Below are 22101 nucleotides of genomic sequence, written 5' to 3'. Positions count from 1 at the left end.
GCTGACCATTAGGTCTTAACTGGAATTTGAAGGCTTGTAGTCGTTTCATATGGAAGATGATATTTTTGGCCTATGACAAAAGAAATTGATATTCGTCGAGGAAGACATTGCACATTCCTGATGCATGTTCACTTGGTATTACCACGTCCATAGGACGTGGTATTCATTTAGAAATAAAAACGGCTCCCTGTTACAGGAGCCGTTTATTGCCGCAGAGCGTGCGTGAGTTTTGCTACGAATTAGCGATGCGCCAGCTCGGCTTCGTCATCGCTGTTAAGCAATTCTTTATCGGTTTGTTTCATCAGCTGGCTGGTTATCGTGCCGGCTGTCATGGAACCGCTAACGTTCAGCGCGGTACGGCCCATATCAATGAGTGGCTCAACGGAGATCAGCAATGCCACCAGCGTTACCGGCAGACCCATGGCTGGCAGAACGATCAGCGCGGCGAAGGTTGCCCCGCCGCCAACGCCGGCAACGCCTGCGGAACTGACGGTGACGATACCCACCAGGGTTGCGATCCAAACCGGGTCCAGCGGGTTAATCCCCACGGTTGGCGCGACCATCACCGCGAGCATTGCTGGATACAGACCGGCACAGCCGTTCTGGCCGATAGTGGCCCCGAAAGATGCGGCAAAGCTTGCGATAGATTCCGGAACGCCCAGACGGCGCGTCTGCGCTTCAACGTTCAATGGAATACTTGCTGCGCTGGAGCGGCTGGTGAAGGCAAAGGTCAGAACCGGCCAAACTTTACGGAAGTATTTCAGCGGGCTGACGCCATTGACGGCCAGCAGTATCGCATGAACGCCGAACATGATTGCCAGGCCGAGGTAGGAGGCCACCACAAAACTACCGAGCTTAATGATGTCCTGCAGGTTTGAACCGGCAACCACTTTGGTCATCAGCGCCAGCACGCCGTATGGCGTCAGCTGCATGACCAGGCGCACCAGCTTCATCACCCAGCTTTGCAGCGTATCAATCGCCACCAGAACGCGTTCGCCTTTTGGCGCATCGTCTTTCAGCAATTTCAGGGCGGCGACGCCGAGGAAGGCGGCGAAAATCACCACGCTGATGATCGAAGTCGGGTTGGCACCGGTCAGGTCGGCAAACGGGTTTTTCGGCACGAAGGAAAGGATCAGCTGCGGTACGTTCAGGTCAGCCACTTTACCCACGTAGGTGGTTTCAATAGCGTTTAAACGCGCGGATTCAGCAGTGCCCTGCACCAGGCCTTCTGCGGTCAGACCAAACAGGTTGGTGACCAACACGCCGACCAGCGCCGCAATCAGGGTAGTAAAGAGTAAAGTCCCGATCGTCAGGAAGCTGATTTTACCCAGCGAAGAGGCATTGTGCAGGCGGGCAACCGCGCTCAGAATCGAGGCGAAGACTAATGGCATGACGATCATTTGCAACAGCTGGACGTAGCCGTTACCCACGATGTTAAACCACTGGATAGACTGTTTCAGTACCGGACTGTTGGCACCATAAACGGTATGCAGCGCAAGGCCGAATACCACGCCGATGGCCAAACCAAGCAGCACCTTCTTTGCCAGACTCCACTGTTTGTGACGCGTTTGCGCCAGCAACAGCAGCAGAATAACGAACACAATAACGTTCGCTATAAGTGGAAAATTCATCCCCGTATCTCCTGTGTGTATTTTAAACAGATGGACTGATTGCCACCTTTATCGGGTAAATCGTACCAGAAGCTTAGAACGGCCCTTATATTCAAAAGGAATTGATTATTACATTTTGAGTTATTACGGCTAATTATTGTGCTGAATGGTGATTTAACAGACTGCTGAAGGTGGTTTGCATGGAAATTATCACCTGGGATGACCAACGGACGGCGCTGTTATCGGACAAACTTTGCGGCATCCACACTGCCAGGCCAAACAGCACCATGCATAAAGCACGTTCCAACTGGTTGCCTTTTTGCGGCCTGACTAGCGGAAAACGAAAGCGCCAGCGGCATGGCCACAGCAGCGGCACGCCTGCGGGGGTGAGCATATCCGCCAGAATATGGCTCAGATAGCCCAGCACCATTCCCTGTAGCGCATCGGCGGGGATCACCCAGCTTTCAGGGACCTTAAGATAGAACAATGCCAGGGCGGCAAACACCGCAAGCAAGCTATGGGTAAAGCCCCGATGGCCGCAGGCGCGGGCGATAGGTTTCGCCACCCAGGGAACGCGCTGGCCCAGAAACGACTTTGGATGGTCAATATCGGGCAACAGGCAGGTCAGGATAGCGGAAGGCACAATGTGCCACCAGTCTCCCTGAGCAAGTACCGGCGTGAGTTCGGCGTTTTTGGCGAATACTGCGCAGGCGATGGAAAAAAGAAGGTGGCCTTCCGCCGTCATGATACTACCTGGATGAAAACTGTCGATTCATACAGTATAGGGATTTTATACAGTAGACGGAAGAGGTGACGGCGTAACATTTTGCAACCGCCGGTTACCCGGCGGTGCTGCTAGCGGGCAAGCCAGCCGCCGTCCACCGCCAGAGTGTAGCCATTGACATAATCTGAGGCGCTGGAAGCGAGGAAAACCACCGGCCCTTGCAGATCGGCTGGTGACCCCCAGCGGGCTGCGGGAATGCGGCCGAGAATTTCCTGGCTACGCGCTTCATCATCGCGTAGCTGCTGGGTATTGTTGGTCGCCATATAGCCCGGCGCGATAGCATTGACATTAATCTTGTGCTGCGCCCATTCGTTTGCCAACAGGCGGGTCACGCCAAGCACCGCACTTTTCGATGCGGTATAGGAAGGAACGCGAATTCCGCCCTGGAAAGAAAGCATGGAGGCGATATTAATAATCTTGCCGCCGCTGCCCTGCTTAATAAACTGTTTGGCTACCGCCTGCGAGAGGAAGAAGACCGACTTAATATTCAGATTCATCACGTCGTCCCAGTTTTTCTCGCTGAACTCCAGCGCATCCTCACGGCGAATGGTACCGGCGTTATTCACCAGAATATCGATCCTGCCCATCCCGGCGATCGCCTCCTCGATAATCCCAGGGATAACGTCGTGCTGGCTAAGATCGGCCTGAATAGCCATAAACCGGCGGCCCAGACTCTGCACTTTTTGCGCCGTCTCATGAGGAATTTTGCTGTTCACGCTAACGATGTCACAACCAGCCTCAGCAAGGCCAATCGCCATTCCCTGGCCCAGCCCGGTATCGCAACCGGTGACAATAGCGACTTTGCCCTGCAGATTAAAAGCATCGAGAATCATAGTTACCCCGGTATCCGGAAAAGCGCATTTTGCGCGTATGAATAAAGAGTAGAGAGGGGTTAACGGAAATTCAATTTTTTTTGAAATATCGTTTTGAAATTTTTGACATGGGTGGGGTTTTGAGAAAAAGTGCGGGGAGTCCCGCACCTTTTGCACTCAGCCAATCAGATGTTCAGCACGCAATTCCACCAGCGATGACAGTTTGACATTTGCCAGGCACCAGCGAGCATCGTCACGGTTTTCTGCCGCGGGAACCACAATAGAACGCATGCGCGCAGCTTTAGTGGCAATCATGCCATTTACCGAATCCTCAAGCGTGACACAGGTCAGCGGATCGACCCCAAGTTTCGCGGCGGCATCCAGATAAACCTGCGGATGCGGCTTGCTGTAGGGCAGGCGCTCAGCTGAAGCGATGGCATCAAACTGGTCACGCAGGCTAAGCATCTCCAGCACGCGCTCCAGCATATGCAGAGGCGAGGCCGAGGCTAATCCTACTTTTAGCCCCTGGGCCTTACATAAAACAACCGCTTCGCGCACGCCTGGTAAGACAGGGCGCTTTTTCTCAACTAAAGTCATCGTCCGGGTAATGATACGCTGCGTCACTTCTTCACGCGTTGGGCCGTTCCACGGCTGTTGGGCAAACCACAAATCAACGACCAGATCGATACGTAAACCGAGGGTGTCCGGGAGTTCGCCACGGCGGGAAATATCTACCCCAATGCTCGCCAGTACCTCCAGTTCTGCTTCGTCCCATAACGGCTCTGAATCAACCAGCAAACCGTCCATATCAAAAATTGCAGCTAAAATTTGGCGAGTAACAGCCATTGATCGACTCCTGTCATATGTAGCGGAAAAATAATCTCTTTAATCAATAGCTGGATTTATCCGATGATGCCACCGCTTTATGAAAATCGCCCGTAAAGCTCAGGCGAAATCACATGGGACAAGGTAAACTTTGAGCGTGCAAGCGACGTCTCAAACAAGGGGAAAGAATGACGTATCAACAAGCTGGACGCATTGCCGTACTTAAACGTGTGGCTGGCTGGGTGATTTTCATCCCGGCGCTAATTTCTACACTGATTTCAACGCTGAAGTTTATCTATCAACATAGCGAAAAACAGACGGGCATAAATGCAGTGTTGCTGGATTTTGCGCATGTAATGATTGAGATGATGCGTTTTAATACGCCCTTTTTAAATTTTTTCTGGTACAACTCGCCGCAGCCTGACTTTCACCAGCAGGCAAACATCTTGTTTTGGGCAATCTACGCGCTGATATTCATTGGCCTTGCGTTACAGGCTTCCGGCGCCCGAATGAGTCGCCAGACGAAGTTTCTGCGTGAGGGGGTGCAGGATCGCTTGATTCTGGAACAGGCCAAAGGCCCGGAAGGATTAACCAAAGCGCAGATCGATGCAAAAATCGTGGTGCCGCGCCACACCATTTTCCTGCAAATTTTCCCGCTCTATATTTTACCGATCGTGATTATCGTTATCGGCTACTTCTGCTTTTCGCTGCTGGGTTTTATCTAGCAAAACGCCACTCCCGATCCTGATACGGGAGTGGCGCCTGCGCTATGCTGCCAGCACGCGGTCGAGCGCTTTTTGTGCCACCACTAAGTGCTGGCCACCAAACAATATGGCCCGGTTAAACAGAGTATAGAGCTGATAAATTGGCTGACGCTGGAGGAAATCGAGGGGAAGCGGGGAGACGGACTGGTAGCCATCGTAGATTTGCGGCGGCTGATCCGGGTGCCAGGGCAACATCGCCAGATCGCACTCCCGGTCGCCCCAGTAGCAGGCCGGGTCGTAAATAAACGGCCCATCCGGCCCCATGGCGCAATTCCCTGACCACAAATCACCGTGCAACAAAGAGGGCTGCGGCTGGTGGGAGGCGAGGCTTTGATGGACAAAGTCGACTATCGAATCGATATCGCCAAACTGGATGCCTTTTTCTGCCGCCAGTTCTAGCTGCCAGCCAATGCGCTGCTCGGCAAAAAAGGTTGACCAGCGCCGTTGCCAGGCGTTGGGCTGCGGGGTGGTGGAAAGATCGTTATCAAAATCCAGCCCGAACTGCGGCTGGTCGCTCCATTGATGTAAACGAGCCAGCTGCTGCCCGAGCAAAAAGGCGTTGTGCGCATCCAGCGGTTTCGCTGGCATATATTCAAGCAGCAGGAAACTGTAATCACGATCGCTGCCTACCGCCCAGACTTTGGGGACCCGCACGGTATGACTGCGCGACAGTAATTCAAGCTGGTCGGCTTCGGCGGTAAAGATAGGCAACATTTCACGCGCGTCGCTTTTGACAAAAATCTCATGACCGGCATAGTGAATGCGCCAGGCTGCATGAATTTCGCCGCCGGGTAATTCCGTGCGTTGTTCAATTTCTGCGGTGCCGAGTGGTTCACTTAACAGCCGACTAATGGCTTGCCACATGATGCTTCTCCCCAGGTTGTCTGGTAGATCATTAGCTTATCGCTGTTAACCGGGTCAAACTTCGAACTGACGCACATCCCCGGTCATGATATTGAAAACAGGTCTACGGGCTCTCTTGCAGCCATTGTTGCCAGGTCGTAACGGACACTTCTGGCTCCACGCCCAAAGCCAGTTTACCGAGGCCGCGGGCTAATTCTTCAACTTCTGTTTGCGGTAGGGCGCTTATTAAGCCAAAGGTATTGATACCTAACTCATGGATTTTTCCCTCCTCGTCGGACATGGTGAGTAAAAAACCGCCGCGCGTCAGATGGTTATTCAACTCGTTAACATCTGTGAGATTGTGTTCCTTAAATTTTAATGTCACGACATAGCGCGCGATATCTCCGTTACTCATGGCTCACCTCATTGTTATCCTGAAGGATTTAGCATAGTTGATCTGCGTGAAATGGCGACTCCGGGCGCAGCCAAAGCCGCCGTTTTCCGTCGAATCCACTAGTTGCGTAAGTAGTGGTAGATTTTTTGCGTGCTTTCCAGCGAGCACAGGCGAGTGCCCTGATTCAGCGTTGCGGCACTCCCCGCAGCAACACCGAAACGCACCATGTCCAGTAACGGGGCGTCTTGCGCAAGTTTTAGCGTCATGGCTCCCACCATGCTGTCGCCGGCACCCACGGTGCTTTGGCTTTTCAACGGCGGTGGGACAACTTGTACACAGCCGCCGGCATCAACGCCAAGTGCACCTTGTGGACCCAGCGAAACCACCACGCGCTTAGCTTTGCCGCTATCAATAATCTCTTGTGCGGCCTTACGCACGTCATCAGGCTGAGTCAGATCGCGGTTAACTAACGCGCCGAGCTCTTTTTGATTGGGCTTCACCAGTTCAATATTGCCGATCTCCAGCGCGGCCTTAAGCGCTTCGCCTGAGCTATCGATAATGCAGCGAATCCCCGATTTTTGCGCAGCCCGCACTAATGCGCACAGTTTAGAAACATCAATCCCCGGCGGGAGGCTACCGCTGACGACCAGTATCGAATCTGACGTAACGGACAACACTTTCTCTTCGAGGCGGCGGAATTCATCATCACTGAGTGCCGCACCCGGCATCACAAAGCGATACTGTTCACCGGTAGATTGCGCATAAACATGCAGATTCTGGCGCGTCCAGTCATGGGCATCAACGGTATCAATGGCGACGCGCTCATCTAATAATAGTGCGCAAAGGTGCTCTCCGGTTGCGCCGCCAGCAGGGAATATTGCGGTTGCCTGACCGCCGAGATTGGATATTGCTCGGGCCACGTTAATGCCGCCACCGCCGGGCTCAAAAACCGGAGCGGTGCAGCGCAGTTTACCTTCAGGATAAATTTGTGCGGTCAGAGTGGCGCTATCCAGAGAGGGGGCCAGCGTCAGCGTATAAATACGAGTCATATCTCCTCCTTTATTTAGCTCTGGGATCAAGGGTAGCACCGATTCAGGCAAGGAATGTGAATTAACACCATGATTTATAGAATGATTTGTAAAAAGGTGTTCTCCCTTATGCTTATGAAAATAAAGATGTTTTAAGAGCTCTCTTATTCAAAAAATGAAACAAGAATCCATTGCTATGTTATTCGGGCTTTTTTATAATTTGTAACCTTTCTTGGCTCATAATTATTTGATCCACAGAAGAGATTCCGGAACCTTGAGGGTTTCTTTTTATGCTGTACGGGCGATGAAATGAATTTTGTTAAAACAGTGCCGGCTGCAATTTTGCTGACCGGAAGTGCGCTATTGAGTCACTTTGCAATTGCAGATAATTCGGTTTTCACCGTCATGGATGACCCAGCTACCGCCAAAAAGCCGTTCGAAGGTAATTTGAATGCGGGCTACCTTGCTCAATCAGGTAACACCACCAGCTCCTCGCTGACGGCTAACTCCAACCTGACCTGGTATAACACCGCGACCGCATGGTCACTGTGGGGGAATGCCAACAATACTTCTGCTAACGATAAGCGCTCTTCTGAGACTTATGCGTTGGGCGGACGTAGCCGCTACAACATGACGGACAGCGATTATCTGTTTGGCCAGGCGAGCTGGTTAACTGACCGTTATAACGGTTACCAGGCGCGTGATGTGCTGACTGCGGGTTATGGCCGCCAGTTCTTTAGCGGCCCGGTGCATAGCCTGCGTGTGGAATTTGGTCCGGGGGTTCGTTATGACGAATACTCTGATGGCGGCCACAAAACCCAGCCATTAGGCTACGCATCAGGCATCTACAACTGGCAGCTGACGGATAATGCGAAATTTATCCAGGGCGTGTCCGTATTGGGTAGCGAAGATACCACGGTAAACTCTGAGACTGCGCTTGAAGTCGCCATCAATGAGCACTTCGGTTTGCGGGTGGGTTATAACGTCACCTGGAACTCGAATCCTCCAGCGTCGGCGCCTGAGCATACCGACAGACGTACCGCCGTGACTCTCGGTTATAAAATGTAATTGCTGAGGTTGCTGACAAAGAAGGAAAAATCGTGGCTTTTCCTTCTTTGTGGCGCTCTGTAAAGCCGGGCCTCCCGGCTTTATTGTTTTAATTTATCGGTGCGTGCTATTATTATTTTGGTCCTCAGTTTTATTTTAAATAAAATGTAATATATTTTACTTTTCTCCATAATCTCTCCTTATTCTACCGTTTTGTCATATTTTTTCTCTGTTTGACACGAATTGATAAATAAACGCCCTTGTCAAAAGTGTGATCTGGATCTAGTCTTATTTTGTCGCGAGGAAATAACTTGCCGGCCCACTAAATAAGAGAATAAAGAAGATGAAAACTATTAAATATACTACGGTAGCTGTTGCACTTTCAGTGCTTTCATTTGGCGCATTGGCAGCCGCTCCTGCAACCCCTACGGCTACGCAAGCAGAGCCATCCGCCGTCTGGCAGGTGAGCGACATTGAGGCCGGTTCTAATATCCAGCCCGGCGCGCAATCTACGGGGCAATCAATGGATGATGCATTTAATGTCTACACCCTGGTTGCGGGTGAGTGGTCGTAATTCATCACAATGACTTTATTATCGTTGATGGTGACTTGATAATTGATCGCTCACTTTGAAAGTCACCTGAAAAATAAGGCCGGGCATAAGTCCCGGTTTTGTATATCTGCCATTTTGCCCCGCTATTATTAAACTAACCCCGGCAAGAAACCTTTAGCAAAACTTATTAATCACAAATGCACTGGCTGCATTCAATGAATATTTCCACCGCTTTTATAAGACCCAAACAGAGATAAAACAGCTGGTTACTATTATCGTTTTGTCAGCGGCCACGGGCAGCAAAGCGCGACATTCCCCCCTAAAAGTGATAGTATTGCCAGCCGTCGTGAAGCTGACCTATATGCTCACGCATAAATTGTGCAGTCGGCCTTGCAATTGTAGGCGAGATGGCTACACAACCATTTGAAACTAAAGCAAAATAAATGTTGCATGTGATCTTGCGTATGGGTCACCACTGCGAATAAGGACTTATAATGCCTGTTATTACTCTTCCTGATGGCAGCCAACGCCATTACGACCACGCCGTTAGCCCGCTGGATGTGGCACTGGACATCGGTCCGGGCCTTGCAAAAGCGTGTATCGCAGGCCGTGTTGATGGTGAACTGGTTGATGCATCCGATCTGATTGAGCACGATGCCAAACTCGCGATTATCACGGTGAAAGATGAAGCTGGCCTGGAGATCCTCCGCCACTCATGTGCCCACCTGTTGGGTCATGCTATCAAACAGCTGTGGCCGCACACCAAAATGGCGATTGGCCCGGTGATTGACAACGGTTTTTACTACGACGTTGATATCGACCACACGCTGACGCAGGAAGATCTTGAGCTGCTCGAGAAGCGTATGCACGAGCTGGCTGAGAAAGATTACGATGTCATCAAGAAGAAGGTGAGCTGGCATGAAGCTCGCGAAACTTTCGTCAACCGTGGCGAAAGCTACAAGGTGGCGATTCTTGATGAAAACATCAGCCATGATGATAAGCCTGGTCTGTATCATCATGAAGAATATGTTGATATGTGCCGTGGCCCGCACGTACCTAATATGCGTTTCTGCCACCATTTCAAACTGCAGAAAACGTCCGGCGCTTACTGGCGTGGCGACAGCAACAATAAAATGCTGCAGCGTATCTACGGCACCGCGTGGGCAGATAAGAAGCAGCTGAATGCCTACCTGCAGCGTCTGGAAGAAGCGTCCAAGCGTGACCATCGCAAAATTGGTAAGCAGCTCGACCTGTATCATATGCAGGAAGAAGCGCCTGGTATGGTATTCTGGCACAATGACGGCTGGACTATTTTCCGCGAGCTGGAAGTGTTTGTGCGTTCCAAACTCAAAGAGTACCAGTACCAGGAAGTGAAAGGCCCGTTCATGATGGACCGTGTGCTGTGGGAAAAAACCGGCCACTGGGACAACTATAAAGACGCGATGTTTACCACTTCTTCCGAGAACCGTGAATATTGCATCAAGCCAATGAACTGCCCTGGGCACGTTCAGATCTTCAACCAGGGTCTGAAATCCTACCGCGATCTGCCGTTGCGTATGGCTGAGTTTGGCAGCTGCCACCGTAACGAACCTTCAGGTGCGCTGCATGGCCTGATGCGCGTTCGCGGCTTCACCCAGGATGATGCTCACGTCTTCTGTACCGAAGAGCAGGTTCGTGATGAAGTTAACAGCTGCATCCGTATGGTTTATGACATGTACAGCACCTTCGGTTTTGAAAAAATCGTCGTGAAGCTGTCTACCCGCCCGGAAAAACGCATCGGCACCGACGAAATGTGGGATCGTGCAGAGGCGGATTTAGCCGTAGCGCTGCAGGAAAATAATATTCCGTTTGATTATCAACCGGGTGAGGGTGCATTCTATGGCCCTAAAATTGAATTTACCCTGTATGACTGCCTGGATCGTGCATGGCAGTGCGGCACGGTACAGCTGGACTTCTCTTTACCATCACGCCTGAACGCGTCTTATATCGGCGAAAGTAACGAACGCCTGGTGCCGGTAATGATTCACCGTGCCATTCTCGGGTCAATGGAACGCTTTATTGGTATCCTGACCGAAGAATTTGCGGGCTTCTTCCCAACCTGGCTTGCGCCGGTACAGGCAGTGGTGATGAATATCACTGATGGACAGTCTGATTACGTTAACGAATTGACCCGTAAACTGCAAAATGCAGGCATTCGTGTAAAAGCGGACTTGAGAAATGAGAAGATTGGCTTTAAAATCCGTGAACACACGTTGCGTCGTGTCCCTTACATGTTAGTTTGTGGCGACAAAGAGGTCGAAGCAGGCAAAGTAGCCGTTCGTACCCGTCGTGGCAAAGATCTGGGGAGCATGGACGTAAACGAATTGATTGAAAAACTGCAAAACGAAATTCGCAGTCGCAATCTTAATCAACTAGAGGAATAGAGTTATTAAAGGCGGAAAAAGAGTTCAACCGGCGCGTCCTAATCGCATAAACAGAGAAATTCGTGCCACTGAGGTTCGTCTGACAGGTATTGACGGCGAGCAGCTAGGTATTGTCAGTCTGAATGAAGCTTTAGAAAAAGCCGAGGAGGCTGGGGTTGATTTAGTTGAAATCAGTCCTAATGCTGAACCGCCTGTTTGCCGAATTATGGACTACGGCAAATTCCTCTACGAAAAAAGCAAATCTTCTAAGGAACAGAAGAAGAAGCAAAAAGTTATTCAGGTCAAGGAAATCAAATTCCGACCTGGTACCGATGATGGCGACTATCAGGTAAAACTCCGCAGCCTGGTTCGCTTTCTGGAAGAGGGTGATAAAGCTAAAATCACACTGCGTTTCCGCGGTCGTGAAATGGCTCACCAACAGATTGGTATGGAAGTGCTTAACCGCGTCCGTGACGATCTGAGTGAACTGGCAGTGGTCGAATCCTTCCCATCGAAGATCGAAGGCCGCCAGATGATCATGGTGCTCGCTCCGAAGAAGAAACAGTAAGGCCATCCAAGTAACAGCTCTCGCGGGGCTCAGGCCTCGTGAGATTTGTTCGCCTTCTGGTTCGTTTTATTAACAATGCGAAGTGGAAAGTTATTAAATGCCAAAGATTAAAACTGTACGCGGCGCCGCTAAGCGCTTCAAAAAGACCGCCGGTGGTGGTTTTAAGCGTAAGCACGCTAACCTGCGTCATATTCTGACTAAAAAGTCTACTAAGCGTAAACGTCACCTGCGTCCGAAAGGTATGGTCTCCAAAGGGGATCTGGGCCTGGTTATCGCTTGCCTGCCGTACGCATAAGTAGAACTTTTTAATTCATTCAGAATATAGAACAGGAGAGCTAATATGGCTCGCGTAAAACGTGGTGTTATCGCACGTGCTCGTCACAAAAAAATCCTTAAACAAGCCAAAGGCTACTACGGTGCGCGTTCACGCGTTTACCGCGTTGCTTTCCAGGCTGTTATCAAAGCTGGCCAATACGCTTACCGTGACCGTCGTCAACGTAAACGTCAATTCCGTCAGCTGTGGATTGCACGTATCAACGCTGCAGCTCGTCAGAACGGGATCTCTTACAGCAAATTCATCAACGGCTTGAAAAAAGCTTCTGTTGAAATCGACCGTAAGATCCTGGCTGATATCGCCGTATTCGACAAAGTGGCATTTACTGCACTGGTTGAGAAAGCGAAAGCAGCTCTGGCGTAAGTCAGTTATCAGAGGGAGCCTGTCTCCCTCTTTTAATTTGTAACGGTTTTGTTTAACAGCGATCGATAAGGTAACTGCAAGCATGAATGCTGCTATTTTCCGTTTCTTTTTTTACTTTAGCACCTGAATCAGGGGGCTGCGCGCGTAAGAAAAGAAACGAAAAATAGCGCCGAAAGCCTCCACTATGGAGGCTTTTTTTTTGCTTCTGTATACGGATCAACTACCCCGGCAATTGTGCCGGCATAAGAGGAATACCATGCCACATCTCGCAGAGCTGGTTGCCAATGCAACGGCCGCCATAAACGAGGCCCATGATGTTGCCGCGTTGGACAACGTACGCGTCGAGTATTTAGGGAAGAAAGGGCATCTGACCCTCCAGATGACAACCCTGCGTGAATTGCCACCAGAAGAGCGTCCAGCCGCTGGTGCGGTAATCAATGAAGCGAAAGAGAAAGTGCAGGAAGCATTGAATGCACGCAAACACGCCCTCGAAAGCGCCGCGCTGAATGCGCGTCTGGCAGAAGAAACCATTGATATTTCCCTGCCTGGCCGTCGCATTGAAAATGGCGGCCTGCACCCGGTGACTCGCACCATTGACCGTATTGAAAGCTTCTTTGGTGAGCTTGGCTTTACTGTGGCAACCGGCCCGGAAATCGAAGATGACTACCATAACTTCGATGCGCTGAATATTCCAGGGCACCACCCAGCTCGCGCTGACCATGATACTTTCTGGTTTGATGCAACTCGCCTGCTGCGCACCCAAACGTCTGGCGTGCAGATTCGTACCATGAAAGACAAGCAGCCGCCGATTCGCATTATCGCGCCGGGCCGCGTCTATCGTAACGACTACGATCAGACCCACACGCCCATGTTCCACCAGATGGAAGGTTTGATTGTTGATACCAACATCAACTTCACCAACCTGAAAGGAACCATCCACGACTTCCTGAACAACTTCTTCGAAGCGGATCTGCAGATTCGTTTCCGTCCATCCTATTTCCCGTTCACTGAACCGTCCGCAGAAGTTGATGTGATGGGTAAAAACGGTAAATGGCTGGAAGTGTTAGGCTGCGGCATGGTGCATCCAAACGTTTTGCGTAACGTCGGCATCGACCCGGAAGTTTATTCAGGCTTCGCCTTCGGTATGGGCATGGAGCGTTTGACCATGCTGCGCTACGGCGTGACCGATCTGCGCGCATTCTTCGAAAATGATTTACGTTTCCTCAAACAGTTCAAATAAGGGCGGGATATCCAATGAAATTCAGTGAACTCTGGTTACGCGAATGGGTAAACCCAGCCAACAGCAGTGAAGAGCTTTCCAACCAAATCACTATGGCTGGTCTGGAAGTTGATGGCGTTGACGCCGTTGCCGGTGCATTCAATGGCGTGGTGGTGGGTGAAGTGGTTGAGTGCGGCCAGCATCCAAACGCTGACAAACTGCGTGTCACAAAAGTCAACGTTGGCGGCGATCGCCTGTTAGACATCGTTTGTGGCGCGCCGAATTGCCGTCAGGGCCTGAAAGTTGCGGTGGCAACTGTCGGTGCCGTACTGCCGGGCGATTTTAAAATCAAAGCCGCGAAACTGCGCGGAGAGCCGTCTGAAGGGATGCTGTGCTCGTTCTCCGAGCTGGGTATTTCCGACGATCACAATGGTATTATCGAGCTGCCGCTGGATGCGCCAATTGGCACTGACATCCGCGAATACCTGCAGCTTGATGACAACACTATCGAAATCAGCGTCACGCCAAACCGTGCCGACTGCCTCGGTATTATCGGTGTTGCGCGTGATGTAGCGGTTGTGAACCAACTGCCGCTGCACGAACCAGAAATGCCCGCAGTAGCGGCGACCATTACCGACACGCTGCCCATTCGTGTGGATGCGCCTGAGGCGTGCCCGCGTTACCTTGGCCGTGTGGTTAAAGGCATCAACGTTAAAGCGCCAACCCCGCTGTGGATGAAAGAAAAACTGCGTCGTTGCGGTATTCGTTCTATCGACGCGGTGGTTGATGTGACCAACTACGTTCTGCTTGAGCTGGGCCAGCCGATGCACGCATTCGACCTGAACCGCATTGAAGGCGGCATTGTGGTGCGTATGGCGCAAGAGGGTGAAACCCTGACGCTGCTGGACGGCAACGAAGCGAAGCTTAACGCGGATACGCTGGTTATCGCTGACCATCACAAAGCGCTGGCAATGGGCGGCATCTTTGGTGGCGAACATTCAGGTGTGAATGCTGAGACTCAGGACGTGCTGCTGGAGTGCGCATTCTTCAGCCCGCTGTCTATTACGGGGCGCGCGCGTCGTCACGGTCTGCATACCGATGCCTCCCATCGCTATGAGCGTGGTGTGGATCCAGCGCTGCAATACAAAGCAATGGAGCGCGCAACCCGCCTGTTGACAGAGATCTGCGGCGGTGAAGCGGGCCCGGTGATTGATGTCACTAATGAAGCGCATCTGCCAAAAGCGGCCACCATTATGCTGCGCCGCAGCAAGCTGGATCGCCTGATTGGTCATCATATTGAAGATGCACAGGTGAGTGATATCCTGCGCCGCTTGGGCTGTGAAGTGACTGAAGGTGACAACCAGTGGACCGCAGTGGCACCAGGCTGGCGCTTCGATATGCAGATCGAAGAAGATCTGGTGGAAGAAGTGGCTCGCGTTTATGGCTACAACAGCATCCCGAATGAGCCTGTTCAGGCGGGTCTGATTATGGGCAGCCATCGCGAAGCAGACTTATCGCTCAAGCGGGTGAAAACCATGCTGGTTGATAAAGGCTACCAGGAAGTGATCACCTACAGCTTTGTTGATCCTAAGGTTCAACAGTTGCTGCACCCGTGTGAAGAACATCTGATTCTGCCAAGTCCAATTTCCAGCGAAATGTCGGCTATGCGTTTGTCTTTGCTGACCGGCCTGCTTAATACCGTGGTTTATAACCAGAACCGTCAACAGAGCCGCGTGCGTATCTTCGAGTCTGGCTTACGCTTTGTTCCTGATACTCAGGCAGACCTTGGTATCCGTCAGGATCTTATGCTGGCTGGTGCCATCTGTGGCAACCGCTACGAAGAGCATTGGGATCTGGCGCGTAACACCGTCGACTTCTATGATTTGAAGGGCGATCTGGAAGCGGTTCTGGATCTGACGGGTAAGCTTGCCGACATCGAATTTAAAGCGCTGAACAATCCAGCTTTGCACCCGGGCCAAAGTGCTGCCATTTATTTAGCCGGGGAATACGTTGGTTTCATTGGGGTTGTGCACCCGGAGCTTGAGCGTAAGCTGTCGCTCAATGGCCGTACTCTGGTGTTCGAAGTGCTGTGGAACAAGCTTGCAGACCGCGCTGTGCCTGAGTCGGCAGAAATTTCTCGCTATCCGGCGAACCGTCGCGACATCGCTGTGGTGGTCGCTGAAAACGTTCCCGCAGCAGATATTTTGGTCGAGTGTAAGAAAGTTGGCGCAAATCAGGTAGTTGGCGTAAACTTATTCGATGTGTACCGTGGCAAAGGCGTAGCCGAAGGCTATAAGAGCCTTGCCATAAGCCTTATCCTGCAGGATACGGGCCGTACACTCGAAGAAGAGGAGATGGCCGCTACCGTTGCAAAATGCGTAGAGGCATTAAAAGAGCGATTCCAGGCATCATTGAGGGATTGAACGTATGGCGCTTACAAAAGCTGAAATGTCAGAATATCTGTTTGATAAGCTAGGGCTTAGCAAACGTGATGCTAAAGAGTTGGTAGAACTGTTTTTCGAAGAGATCCGTCGCGCTCTGGAAAATGGCGAGCAGGTTAAACTATCAGGCTTTGGTAATTTTGACTTACGCGATAAAAACCAACGTCCCGGGCGTAACCCGAAGACTGGTGAAGATATTCCTATTACGGCACGCCGTGTAGTGACCTTCCGACCTGGTCAGAAGTTGAAAAGCAGGGTTGAAAACGCGTCGCCAAAAGACGAGTAACCTGAGTTAACCAAAAAGGCCGCCTGGAGCGGCCTTTTTCTTGTCTAAAACAAACTTGTGGGTTCAGTTTTATCTCTGTGTGAGACGAGACGGTAACATTCGTCAGCTACCGACAATAACAACGAGTGCGCCTAACCAGCAGCAAGCGGTAACGCTATTTTACAAAAAACCAACCCTGCCTGTTGAGAAGGGGGCATCCAGATGGATGTGGCTAACTGCATTAAGCGCTGCCGTGTAATACAGCGGTCAAAATAGCACCTGACGCTGCGCTAACGGCAGCTCATCAACAAGGGCTTATTCACAGAAAAGGTTGAGTTTGCGGGGGCTATATTTCGGAGAGGCATAATAATAGCACTAAATTTACGGGATATGTCGCAGATTTGTAACGAAATAGCATAGATTCGTTGCGATGATATGGTAGTCAACTTATACTAAAAATCTGTTCTGATTTTTATAAAACAAATGCGATCGAGGTGATTTAATGGCTATCGCAGATCTGGATAAACAACCTGATTCTGTCTCTTCCGTCCTGAAAGTTTTTGGCATTTTACAGGCGCTTGGCGAAGAACGCGAAATTGGTATTACCGAATTATCGCAACGCGTAATGATGTCAAAAAGCACCGTCTATCGCTTTTTACAGACGATGAAATCCCTGGGATATGTCGCTCAGGAAGGCGAATCAGAAAAGTACTCGCTGACGCTCAAGCTGTTTGAACTGGGCGCGCGTGCGTTGCAAAACGTTGACTTGATTCGTAGTGCCGACATTCAGATGCGCGAACTGTCGCGCCTGACAAAAGAAACCGTCCACCTGGGTGCGTTGGATGAAGACAGCATTGTCTATATCCATAAAATTGACTCAATGTACAACCTGCGCATGTATTCGCGCATTGGCCGCCGTAACCCGCTTTACAGCACCGCGATTGGTAAAGTTCTGCTGGCATGGCGCGACCGCGAAGAAGTGCGTGAAATTCTTACGGATGTGGAATACACGCGCAGCACTGAACGCACCATTACCAGCACCGAGGAGTTGCTCAACGTGCTGGATACCGTGCGCGAGCAGGGCTATGGTGAAGATAATCAGGAACAGGAAGAAGGTTTGCGCTGCATCGGTGTACCGGTATTCGACCGTTTTGGTGTCGTCATTGCGGGGTTGAGTATTTCATTCCCGACGCTGCGTTTCTCCGAAGACCGGCTGCATGAATATGTGGCGATGCTTCATGATGCCGCGCGTACTATTTCTGAACAAATGGGCTATCACGAATATCCATTCTGATGAAAAAAACGCCGCTTAAAGCGGCTTTTTTTTCATCTTTTAGTTGCCCGTGTCGATAACTTCCTTGCTTTTACGCAATACGGGGCAGTCGCTAACGCCGATAATACCGCTGTTGGTATGAATGAATTGCGCCGTGGTGACATTCCGTGCAGTTAAGTATTGGCATTGTAGCCCCATCCCCGCCGCATTCTCATGACTTCCAATCAAAACTCCATATCCAGACAGGAGTAAACCGATCCACAACAGCGCGATGACGATAATAGTGCGGATCACAATACGCATAGGTACCTCTTATTATTAAACCATTAGATTCCTGAGCGTAGCGGATTGCTATGCAGTATCAATATGATGATTCTTAAATAATAAGTACGTGAGTTAACGGTGGTTTAGGTTACGTATGCCAGGCTTTATATTCATTGAGTACGAGGTGGAGGTGAAGTGAGAAAGTACAGATGGGTCATTCTGGTGGTGGTTTTCTTCGCCTGTGTTCTTTTATGGGCCCAAATGATTAATGTGATGTGCGATCAGGAGGTACAGTTTTTCACCGGCATTTGCACAATCAATAAATTTATTCCCTGGTAGTGTGCTTTTCTTCACATTGTGGTTACCTTATGGCCCGGCAGGTGTAGAATAGCGCGTTTTGCTGAGGTGGTAAGATGAACGAATTAAGTGTTGGCGCGTTGAATATCCTGTCGTTAGCCGTTTCCCTGGTGATGTTGATTATCGGCCTTATCGTATGGTTCTTTGTTAACCGGGCGAGCAACCGCACTCATGAACAGATCGAACTTCTTGAAGAGATGCTCGATCAGCAAAAGCGACAGACTGCGCTGCTGCGTCGCCTGTGTGAAGCAAACGAACCCGACGTGGTTAAAGAAGAACCTGAAACGAGTAAGGAAGCCGTCGAAGAAGACGATTTTATTCGTCTGGTTGCTGAGCGTTAATTCTGCGATCGCAATCGTAGCTTATCGGGTGCGGATGGGTAGCCGAACACGGCCAATGGAACACAATTCGGCGGCAATTCCGGCTACACGCAGAGGGGAGGCCGCACTTCCCCCGTTACGTATCAGGCAACGTGCGCTTTTAGTGAAGCTAAGTATTCACGATATTCGAAAATTTTAAGGCGTTATTATAAGAATCCATAACGTTTCATTATTACTGGAAAATATAGCGAAACGTTTTTATTGCCGCTTGCGGGAGCGCAGTAATATTAAATTTTTATTATATTAGTGCAATATAGTCAGATAGCCGCTCAAGCTTTATTCATTTTTCTATTTTTGTTATTTCTTTAGCCGATTCTGCTGCTGGCGTAACAAACGACAATTGTTCATTTTTTGCATAGCTATGCTAAAAAAATCATATGGATAATGTCTATAATGTCGACTTTTTTACACTTCGCCTGGACGAAAAGATAGCTTTGGGCTATGGTAAAACACGTTATCTGCGATAGTCATATGAATGTACGGAATCATCATTGTTCACTGTTAATTTATGCACCATTTGTGCATGTCGTTTGTGTGACAATATAGCTTGCGGAATTTGTGCGGCAGATCGATACACGCCGAAAAATGGCTTGCCATCGATTGCGTTGTATGTGATAACACGTTGAGTTAAACGAGGTACAGTTCTGTTTATGTACGGCATTTTCAGTAAAGAAGTTCTGAGTAAACACGTTGTCGTTGAATACCGCTTCTCTGCCGAGCCTTATATTAGTGCCTCATGCAGTAATGTCTCTGTTTTAGCTAAGTTATGCCTGCGGGCGAAGAAAACAATTTAAGGAATTTTGCAAAATGGCAAAGATTAAAGGTCAAGTTAAGTGGTTCAACGAGTCTAAAGGTTTTGGTTTCATTACTCCTGCTGACGGCAGCAAAGATGTGTTCGTACACTTCTCTGCAATCCAGGGTAACGGCTTCAAAACTCTGGCTGAAGGCCAGAACGTTGAGTTCGAAATCCAGGACGGCCAGAAAGGCCCTGCAGCGGTTAACGTAACTGCTATCTAATTCGTCTGAATTAGACCTGGCGCGAAACGCCAAATTTTGATGAAGGCCCCGCTCTTGTAGCGGGGCTTTTTCATGGCTGAAGCTTAGCCAGATCGGCGATGCCCTGCGGCGGGAGAAGATCAAACCTGGTGGTTTATCCGCAGGGGATGCAAATATCATGGTGTTAAATGTCTTGCCGGGAGTCACTGTGCAGGTTAGTGGCTTTTCGAAGCAGGGCGTTTAGCGGTACACTTGCGCCCTTTACGATTGCCTGGAGTTCTCATGTCCTATCTTTGCCCGCTTTGTCATGCCCCGCTTGCCCCGCAAGAACGGAGTTTTGTTTGCCCGCAAGGCCACCAGTTTGACAAGGCAAAAGAGGGATATGTGAATCTGCTGCCCGTCCAGCATAAGCGCTCGAAAGATCCGGGTGACAGCAGCGAAATGATGGTGGCGCGCAGGGCTTTTCTCGATGCCGGGCATTACCAGCCGCTGCGTGACGCTATCTGCCAAATCCTGGAGCAGGCGGCACCGTCAAGTTTGTTGGATATCGGCTGTGGGGAAGGGTACTACACCGCGGGTTTTGCGCAGATTATCGCGCAACAAGAAGGGACAACCTGGGGATTAGACGTGGCAAAGGTGGCGATTCGCTACGCGGCAAAACGCTATTCTCAGGTGCAGTTCTGTGTGGCATCCAGCCACCGCTTGCCGTTTAATGACCAGAGTCTGGATGCCGTGGTGCGTATTTTTGCACCGTGTAAAGCACAGGAGCTGGCGCGGGTGGTAAAACCCGGTGGTATCGTGATTACCGCAACGCCTGGCCCACGTCATTTAATGCAGCTGAAAGGCTTAATTTATGACAATGTGGTGTTACACAGCGCGGAGTCTGAGTCTTTAGCTGGGTTCATTGCTGAGCAAACACAGCAAATCAGCTGGCCGATGACGTTACGGGGCAATGAGGCGGTAGCGTTATTGCAGATGACGCCGTTTGCCTGGCGCGCTCGCCCTGAAGTCTGGCAGGCGTTAACGGCTGAAACGGCATTCCATTGTGAGACCGATTTTATTGTTCGCGTCTGGCGACGTGAAACCTCAGCTTAACGTGCTGTAATGGTTGTAAAGGATCTGGCAACCAATTCCGATTAGCACCACACCGCCGAGGATCTCGGCGCGCTTACCCAGCAGCGGGCCGATAAAGCGGCCCAGCATCATACCCAGCGTGGACATGATCATGGTCGCGCAACCAATGGCCAGTGCGGTTTCAATAATATTGACCTGCAAAAAAGCGAGGCCGACACCCACCGCCATCGCATCCAGACTGGTTGCAATAGCGGTGGTGACCAGTAACCAGAATCCGTGACGTTGCAGCTTTGGCGCCGCTTCGCCCTCGCTGTTGCGCACACCTTCATACATCATACGCATGCCAAGAAACAGCAGCAGGGTAAACGCCACCCAATGGTTCCATTCCAGCACCACCTGGCTTGCCAGCAGACCCAGGCACCAGCCGATAAGCGGGGTAATGGTTTCAATCACGCCAAAGATAAGGCCTGTGCGCAATGCTTCGGAAAACTTAGGTTTATGGAGTGAGGCACCTTTACCGATTGATGCAGCAAAAGCATCCATCGACATGCCGAAAGCGAGAATAAGAGTAGCGGAGAGATTCATGCAAACGCCTCAGTTGGGAATATCCATATACACGCCGCCATCCCCAACTAAAACGATGGTTACGTGCCTATGGTCTCGCCTACTCAGTGTCTGAGTCGTACATGCCACGTTATTTTGTTGCTTAAACAACTAACGAGTATGTTGACATGTACATTTTCGCAACGGCGAAAATCGGCTACTCCCCAACGACGGGCGCAACCTTAACATATTTTTCAAAGATAAAACAATAATTGAAAGCTATTATTCCCGGCAGATAAGTGATAACGATTTTCATTTGTCTTTCAAGCCCGGGAGATCGTTAAAATAAAGCACGCTAACTGTGCGAAATAGCATCGGCTATATTTTATCCTGCGCATAAAAAATAGCACAACATAGCGATTGCTATATCAGTAATCTATTGATTATTAATCATTAATTTATATATTTTTTCCAGGTCATCGATATCTTTTACCCGGATAAGTAACCGCCGTTGCTCTAATTGCATCACCAGCACGCCGTCTTCAGATAAATTCATTTCTTTAATCCGGGAATATAAAATCCAGACATTGGCGAAGAAGAAACCGTCGGCTTTGAACAGCAGCTTAGGCTGACGAATCCATGAAATATAAATAGCCAGTAAAGCCAGAGCAGATAATAACCAGGTGGTAAGTGCGGTGCCGTGAGTGGTGACGTTGTTATAAATGAGAATGGCGACCAGGCCAACAAAGATGGTGCTGTCGATACGGTTGCGGCGTAGTAGAGTGATTTTTAACAGGGTTTTGCCTTTGCGCTTATCCATAATGAACTCGTCATAAATGGCCCAGCCAAGCAGCAGTACGATAAATACCAGTAGAACCACATCCGTCAAAGTCATAATGCTCCCTTCACTTTTTCCAATAAAAAACCGGGGGCAGGCCCCCGGTTGAGGTTGCTGACAAAGA

At 50.2% G+C, this 22101-nt stretch carries 27 protein-coding genes, 1 pseudogene, 1 riboswitch and 1 other annotated feature; of the genes and pseudogenes, 18 read left to right on the top strand and 10 right to left on the bottom strand.

Annotated elements, in window-relative coordinates:
* Window positions 1-72 precede the first annotated feature (72 nt).
* A pseudogene (locus tag EHN07_RS20905) lies at window positions 73-138 on the top strand (IS200/IS605 family transposase); the annotation flags it as partial.
* 101 nt (window positions 139-239) lie between these two features.
* Here EHN07_RS20905 and EHN07_RS18420 read toward each other — a convergent pair.
* The 4 genes from EHN07_RS18420 to hxpB all read right to left on the bottom strand — a co-directional run bounded on the left by EHN07_RS18420 (window position 240) and on the right by hxpB (window position 4052).
* Window positions 240-1631 carry an L-cystine transporter gene (locus EHN07_RS18420; RefSeq protein ID WP_124025474.1) on the bottom strand — a complete coding sequence of 464 codons (1392 nt, stop codon included), beginning with the start codon at window positions 1629-1631 and terminating at the stop codon, window positions 240-242.
* Window positions 1632-1764: 133 nt separating this feature from the next.
* Window positions 1765-2355: a metal-dependent hydrolase gene (locus EHN07_RS18415; RefSeq protein WP_124025473.1), complete on the bottom strand. Its 591-nt coding sequence runs from the start codon at window positions 2353-2355 to the stop codon at window positions 1765-1767.
* A gap of 110 nt (window positions 2356-2465) precedes the next feature.
* Window positions 2466-3227: a 2-dehydro-3-deoxy-D-gluconate 5-dehydrogenase KduD gene (kduD, locus tag EHN07_RS18410; protein WP_124025472.1), complete on the bottom strand. Its 762-nt coding sequence runs from the start codon at window positions 3225-3227 to the stop codon at window positions 2466-2468.
* A gap of 156 nt (window positions 3228-3383) precedes the next feature.
* Window positions 3384-4052 (bottom strand): hexitol phosphatase HxpB, encoded by a 669-nt coding sequence (gene hxpB, locus EHN07_RS18405; RefSeq protein WP_124025471.1) that lies wholly within the window; start codon window positions 4050-4052, stop codon window positions 3384-3386.
* Between the two features lie 167 nt (window positions 4053-4219).
* Between hxpB and EHN07_RS18400 the strand changes: the two genes are divergently transcribed.
* Complete coding sequence (locus tag EHN07_RS18400) at window positions 4220-4756, top strand: YniB family protein (protein ID WP_124025470.1); 537 nt, start codon at window positions 4220-4222, stop codon at window positions 4754-4756.
* 42 nt (window positions 4757-4798) lie between these two features.
* Here EHN07_RS18400 and EHN07_RS18395 read toward each other — a convergent pair whose 3' ends face one another.
* The 3 genes from EHN07_RS18395 to pfkB form a co-directional block, all read right to left on the bottom strand.
* The gene (locus EHN07_RS18395) at window positions 4799-5659 is read right to left on the bottom strand and encodes a fructosamine kinase family protein (RefSeq protein WP_124025469.1); all 861 of its coding nucleotides are present in this window, start codon (window positions 5657-5659) and stop codon (window positions 4799-4801) included.
* 103 nt (window positions 5660-5762) lie between these two features.
* Window positions 5763-6053 (bottom strand): type V toxin-antitoxin system endoribonuclease antitoxin GhoS, encoded by a 291-nt coding sequence (gene ghoS, locus EHN07_RS18390; protein WP_124025468.1) that lies wholly within the window; start codon window positions 6051-6053, stop codon window positions 5763-5765.
* 98 nt (window positions 6054-6151) lie between these two features.
* Window positions 6152-7081, bottom strand: coding sequence for a 6-phosphofructokinase II (gene pfkB / locus EHN07_RS18385; RefSeq protein WP_124025467.1), 930 nt, complete (start codon window positions 7079-7081; stop codon window positions 6152-6154).
* A 288-nt stretch (window positions 7082-7369) separates the two neighbouring features.
* Between pfkB and EHN07_RS18380 the strand changes: the two genes are divergently transcribed.
* The 11 genes from EHN07_RS18380 to kdgR all read left to right on the top strand — a co-directional run bounded on the left by EHN07_RS18380 (window position 7370) and on the right by kdgR (window position 17546).
* On the top strand, window positions 7370-8128 hold the full coding sequence (locus tag EHN07_RS18380) for a DUF481 domain-containing protein (RefSeq protein ID WP_124025466.1): 759 nt from the start codon (window positions 7370-7372) through the stop codon (window positions 8126-8128).
* 322 nt (window positions 8129-8450) lie between these two features.
* Window positions 8451-8681: a hypothetical protein gene (locus tag EHN07_RS18375; RefSeq protein ID WP_124025465.1), complete on the top strand. Its 231-nt coding sequence runs from the start codon at window positions 8451-8453 to the stop codon at window positions 8679-8681.
* Between the two features lie 473 nt (window positions 8682-9154).
* Window positions 9155-11083: a threonine--tRNA ligase gene (thrS, locus tag EHN07_RS18370; protein WP_124025464.1), complete on the top strand. Its 1929-nt coding sequence runs from the start codon at window positions 9155-9157 to the stop codon at window positions 11081-11083.
* 4 nt (window positions 11084-11087) lie between these two features.
* Window positions 11088-11630 (top strand): translation initiation factor IF-3, encoded by a 543-nt coding sequence (gene infC / locus EHN07_RS18365; RefSeq protein WP_072009408.1) that lies wholly within the window; start codon window positions 11088-11090, stop codon window positions 11628-11630.
* A 97-nt stretch (window positions 11631-11727) separates the two neighbouring features.
* The gene (gene rpmI / locus EHN07_RS18360; protein WP_005968897.1) at window positions 11728-11925 is read left to right on the top strand and encodes a 50S ribosomal protein L35; all 198 of its coding nucleotides are present in this window, start codon (window positions 11728-11730) and stop codon (window positions 11923-11925) included.
* Window positions 11926-11970: 45 nt separating this feature from the next.
* Window positions 11971-12327 carry a 50S ribosomal protein L20 gene (gene rplT / locus EHN07_RS18355; RefSeq protein WP_000124850.1) on the top strand — a complete coding sequence of 119 codons (357 nt, stop codon included), beginning with the start codon at window positions 11971-11973 and terminating at the stop codon, window positions 12325-12327.
* A 77-nt stretch (window positions 12328-12404) separates the two neighbouring features.
* Window positions 12405-12528 (top strand) — a sequence feature (Phe leader region).
* Window positions 12410-12454, top strand: a complete 45-nt coding sequence (gene pheM / locus EHN07_RS18350; RefSeq protein ID WP_001386830.1) for a pheST operon leader peptide PheM — start codon at window positions 12410-12412, stop codon at window positions 12452-12454. Its footprint overlaps the feature before it by 45 nt.
* A 55-nt stretch (window positions 12529-12583) precedes the next feature.
* Entirely contained in the window at window positions 12584-13567 is a 984-nt protein-coding gene (gene pheS / locus EHN07_RS18345; protein ID WP_034494802.1) for a phenylalanine--tRNA ligase subunit alpha, read from the top strand.
* A gap of 14 nt (window positions 13568-13581) precedes the next feature.
* A complete protein-coding gene (gene pheT, locus EHN07_RS18340; RefSeq protein WP_124025463.1) occupies window positions 13582-15969 on the top strand; it encodes a phenylalanine--tRNA ligase subunit beta in 2388 nt (795 codons plus the stop codon).
* A gap of 4 nt (window positions 15970-15973) precedes the next feature.
* On the top strand, window positions 15974-16273 hold the full coding sequence (ihfA, locus tag EHN07_RS18335) for an integration host factor subunit alpha (protein ID WP_001229265.1): 300 nt from the start codon (window positions 15974-15976) through the stop codon (window positions 16271-16273).
* Window positions 16274-16754: 481 nt separating this feature from the next.
* The gene (kdgR, locus tag EHN07_RS18330; RefSeq protein ID WP_124025462.1) at window positions 16755-17546 is read left to right on the top strand and encodes a DNA-binding transcriptional regulator KdgR; all 792 of its coding nucleotides are present in this window, start codon (window positions 16755-16757) and stop codon (window positions 17544-17546) included.
* A 39-nt stretch (window positions 17547-17585) separates the two neighbouring features.
* Here kdgR and EHN07_RS18325 read toward each other — a convergent pair whose 3' ends face one another.
* Window positions 17586-17828 (bottom strand): YobH family protein, encoded by a 243-nt coding sequence (locus EHN07_RS18325; RefSeq protein WP_124025461.1) that lies wholly within the window; start codon window positions 17826-17828, stop codon window positions 17586-17588.
* A 156-nt stretch (window positions 17829-17984) separates the two neighbouring features.
* On the opposite strand from EHN07_RS18325, the gene mgrB reads away from it, so the two are divergent.
* The 5 genes from mgrB to rlmA all read left to right on the top strand — a co-directional run bounded on the left by mgrB (window position 17985) and on the right by rlmA (window position 20617).
* Window positions 17985-18128 (top strand): PhoP/PhoQ regulatory lipoprotein MgrB, encoded by a 144-nt coding sequence (gene mgrB / locus EHN07_RS18320; RefSeq protein ID WP_124025460.1) that lies wholly within the window; start codon window positions 17985-17987, stop codon window positions 18126-18128.
* Between the two features lie 74 nt (window positions 18129-18202).
* Window positions 18203-18487, top strand: a complete 285-nt coding sequence (locus EHN07_RS18315; protein WP_124025459.1) for a YebO family protein — start codon at window positions 18203-18205, stop codon at window positions 18485-18487.
* A 689-nt stretch (window positions 18488-19176) separates the two neighbouring features.
* Window positions 19177-19320, top strand: a complete 144-nt coding sequence (locus tag EHN07_RS18310) for a DUF2627 domain-containing protein (protein ID WP_124025458.1) — start codon at window positions 19177-19179, stop codon at window positions 19318-19320.
* A 13-nt stretch (window positions 19321-19333) separates the two neighbouring features.
* The gene (gene cspE, locus EHN07_RS18305) at window positions 19334-19543 is read left to right on the top strand and encodes a transcription antiterminator/RNA stability regulator CspE (protein ID WP_001062678.1); all 210 of its coding nucleotides are present in this window, start codon (window positions 19334-19336) and stop codon (window positions 19541-19543) included.
* 261 nt (window positions 19544-19804) lie between these two features.
* Window positions 19805-20617 (top strand): 23S rRNA (guanine(745)-N(1))-methyltransferase, encoded by an 813-nt coding sequence (gene rlmA / locus EHN07_RS18300; protein WP_124025457.1) that lies wholly within the window; start codon window positions 19805-19807, stop codon window positions 20615-20617.
* Here the strand turns inward: rlmA and mntP are convergent.
* Both mntP and EHN07_RS18290 read right to left on the bottom strand, forming a co-directional pair.
* On the bottom strand, window positions 20609-21181 hold the full coding sequence (gene mntP, locus EHN07_RS18295; protein ID WP_124025456.1) for a manganese efflux pump MntP: 573 nt from the start codon (window positions 21179-21181) through the stop codon (window positions 20609-20611). The genes rlmA and mntP overlap by 9 nt on opposite strands.
* A 2-nt stretch (window positions 21182-21183) precedes the next feature.
* Window positions 21184-21377: riboswitch (yybP-ykoY riboswitch) on the bottom strand.
* 198 nt (window positions 21378-21575) lie between these two features.
* On the bottom strand, window positions 21576-22034 hold the full coding sequence (locus EHN07_RS18290; RefSeq protein ID WP_124025455.1) for a DUF986 family protein: 459 nt from the start codon (window positions 22032-22034) through the stop codon (window positions 21576-21578).
* Window positions 22035-22101: the final 67 nt, after the last annotated feature.

The sequence above is a fragment of the Buttiauxella warmboldiae genome, from assembly GCF_003818135.1.
GTDB lineage: Bacteria > Pseudomonadota > Gammaproteobacteria > Enterobacterales > Enterobacteriaceae > Buttiauxella > Buttiauxella warmboldiae.
The sequence above is the reverse complement of the archived record's forward strand: the minus strand, read 5'-3'. Positions and strand labels throughout refer to the sequence as shown.

Bases quoted from the DNA above. Each gene is read 5' to 3' on its own strand.
- EHN07_RS18325 (WP_124025461.1), bottom strand. From the start codon at position 17,828: ATGCGTATTGTGATCCGCACTATTATCGTCATCGCGCTGTTGTGGATC.
- cspE (WP_001062678.1), top strand. From the start codon at position 19,334: ATGGCAAAGATTAAAGGTCAAGTTAAGTGGTTCAACGAGTCTAAAGGT.
- pheS (WP_034494802.1), top strand. From the start codon at position 12,584: ATGCCACATCTCGCAGAGCTGGTTGCCAATGCAACGGCCGCCATAAAC.
- rplT (WP_000124850.1), top strand. From the start codon at position 11,971: ATGGCTCGCGTAAAACGTGGTGTTATCGCACGTGCTCGTCACAAAAAA.
- EHN07_RS18395 (WP_124025469.1), bottom strand. From the start codon at position 5,659: ATGTGGCAAGCCATTAGTCGGCTGTTAAGTGAACCACTCGGCACCGCA.
- EHN07_RS18310 (WP_124025458.1), top strand. From the start codon at position 19,177: ATGTACGGCATTTTCAGTAAAGAAGTTCTGAGTAAACACGTTGTCGTT.
- EHN07_RS18415 (WP_124025473.1), bottom strand. From the start codon at position 2,355: ATGACGGCGGAAGGCCACCTTCTTTTTTCCATCGCCTGCGCAGTATTC.
- EHN07_RS18400 (WP_124025470.1), top strand. From the start codon at position 4,220: ATGACGTATCAACAAGCTGGACGCATTGCCGTACTTAAACGTGTGGCT.
- pfkB (WP_124025467.1), bottom strand. From the start codon at position 7,081: ATGACTCGTATTTATACGCTGACGCTGGCCCCCTCTCTGGATAGCGCC.
- ihfA (WP_001229265.1), top strand. From the start codon at position 15,974: ATGGCGCTTACAAAAGCTGAAATGTCAGAATATCTGTTTGATAAGCTA.
- ghoS (WP_124025468.1), bottom strand. From the start codon at position 6,053: ATGAGTAACGGAGATATCGCGCGCTATGTCGTGACATTAAAATTTAAG.
- EHN07_RS18380 (WP_124025466.1), top strand. From the start codon at position 7,370: ATGAATTTTGTTAAAACAGTGCCGGCTGCAATTTTGCTGACCGGAAGT.
- rpmI (WP_005968897.1), top strand. From the start codon at position 11,728: ATGCCAAAGATTAAAACTGTACGCGGCGCCGCTAAGCGCTTCAAAAAG.
- hxpB (WP_124025471.1), bottom strand. From the start codon at position 4,052: ATGGCTGTTACTCGCCAAATTTTAGCTGCAATTTTTGATATGGACGGT.
- rlmA (WP_124025457.1), top strand. From the start codon at position 19,805: ATGTCCTATCTTTGCCCGCTTTGTCATGCCCCGCTTGCCCCGCAAGAA.
- EHN07_RS18315 (WP_124025459.1), top strand. From the start codon at position 18,203: ATGAACGAATTAAGTGTTGGCGCGTTGAATATCCTGTCGTTAGCCGTT.
- EHN07_RS18290 (WP_124025455.1), bottom strand. From the start codon at position 22,034: ATGACTTTGACGGATGTGGTTCTACTGGTATTTATCGTACTGCTGCTT.
- mntP (WP_124025456.1), bottom strand. From the start codon at position 21,181: ATGAATCTCTCCGCTACTCTTATTCTCGCTTTCGGCATGTCGATGGAT.
- kduD (WP_124025472.1), bottom strand. From the start codon at position 3,227: ATGATTCTCGATGCTTTTAATCTGCAGGGCAAAGTCGCTATTGTCACC.
- pheT (WP_124025463.1), top strand. From the start codon at position 13,582: ATGAAATTCAGTGAACTCTGGTTACGCGAATGGGTAAACCCAGCCAAC.
- EHN07_RS18420 (WP_124025474.1), bottom strand. From the start codon at position 1,631: ATGAATTTTCCACTTATAGCGAACGTTATTGTGTTCGTTATTCTGCTG.
- kdgR (WP_124025462.1), top strand. From the start codon at position 16,755: ATGGCTATCGCAGATCTGGATAAACAACCTGATTCTGTCTCTTCCGTC.
- thrS (WP_124025464.1), top strand. From the start codon at position 9,155: ATGCCTGTTATTACTCTTCCTGATGGCAGCCAACGCCATTACGACCAC.
- EHN07_RS18375 (WP_124025465.1), top strand. From the start codon at position 8,451: ATGAAAACTATTAAATATACTACGGTAGCTGTTGCACTTTCAGTGCTT.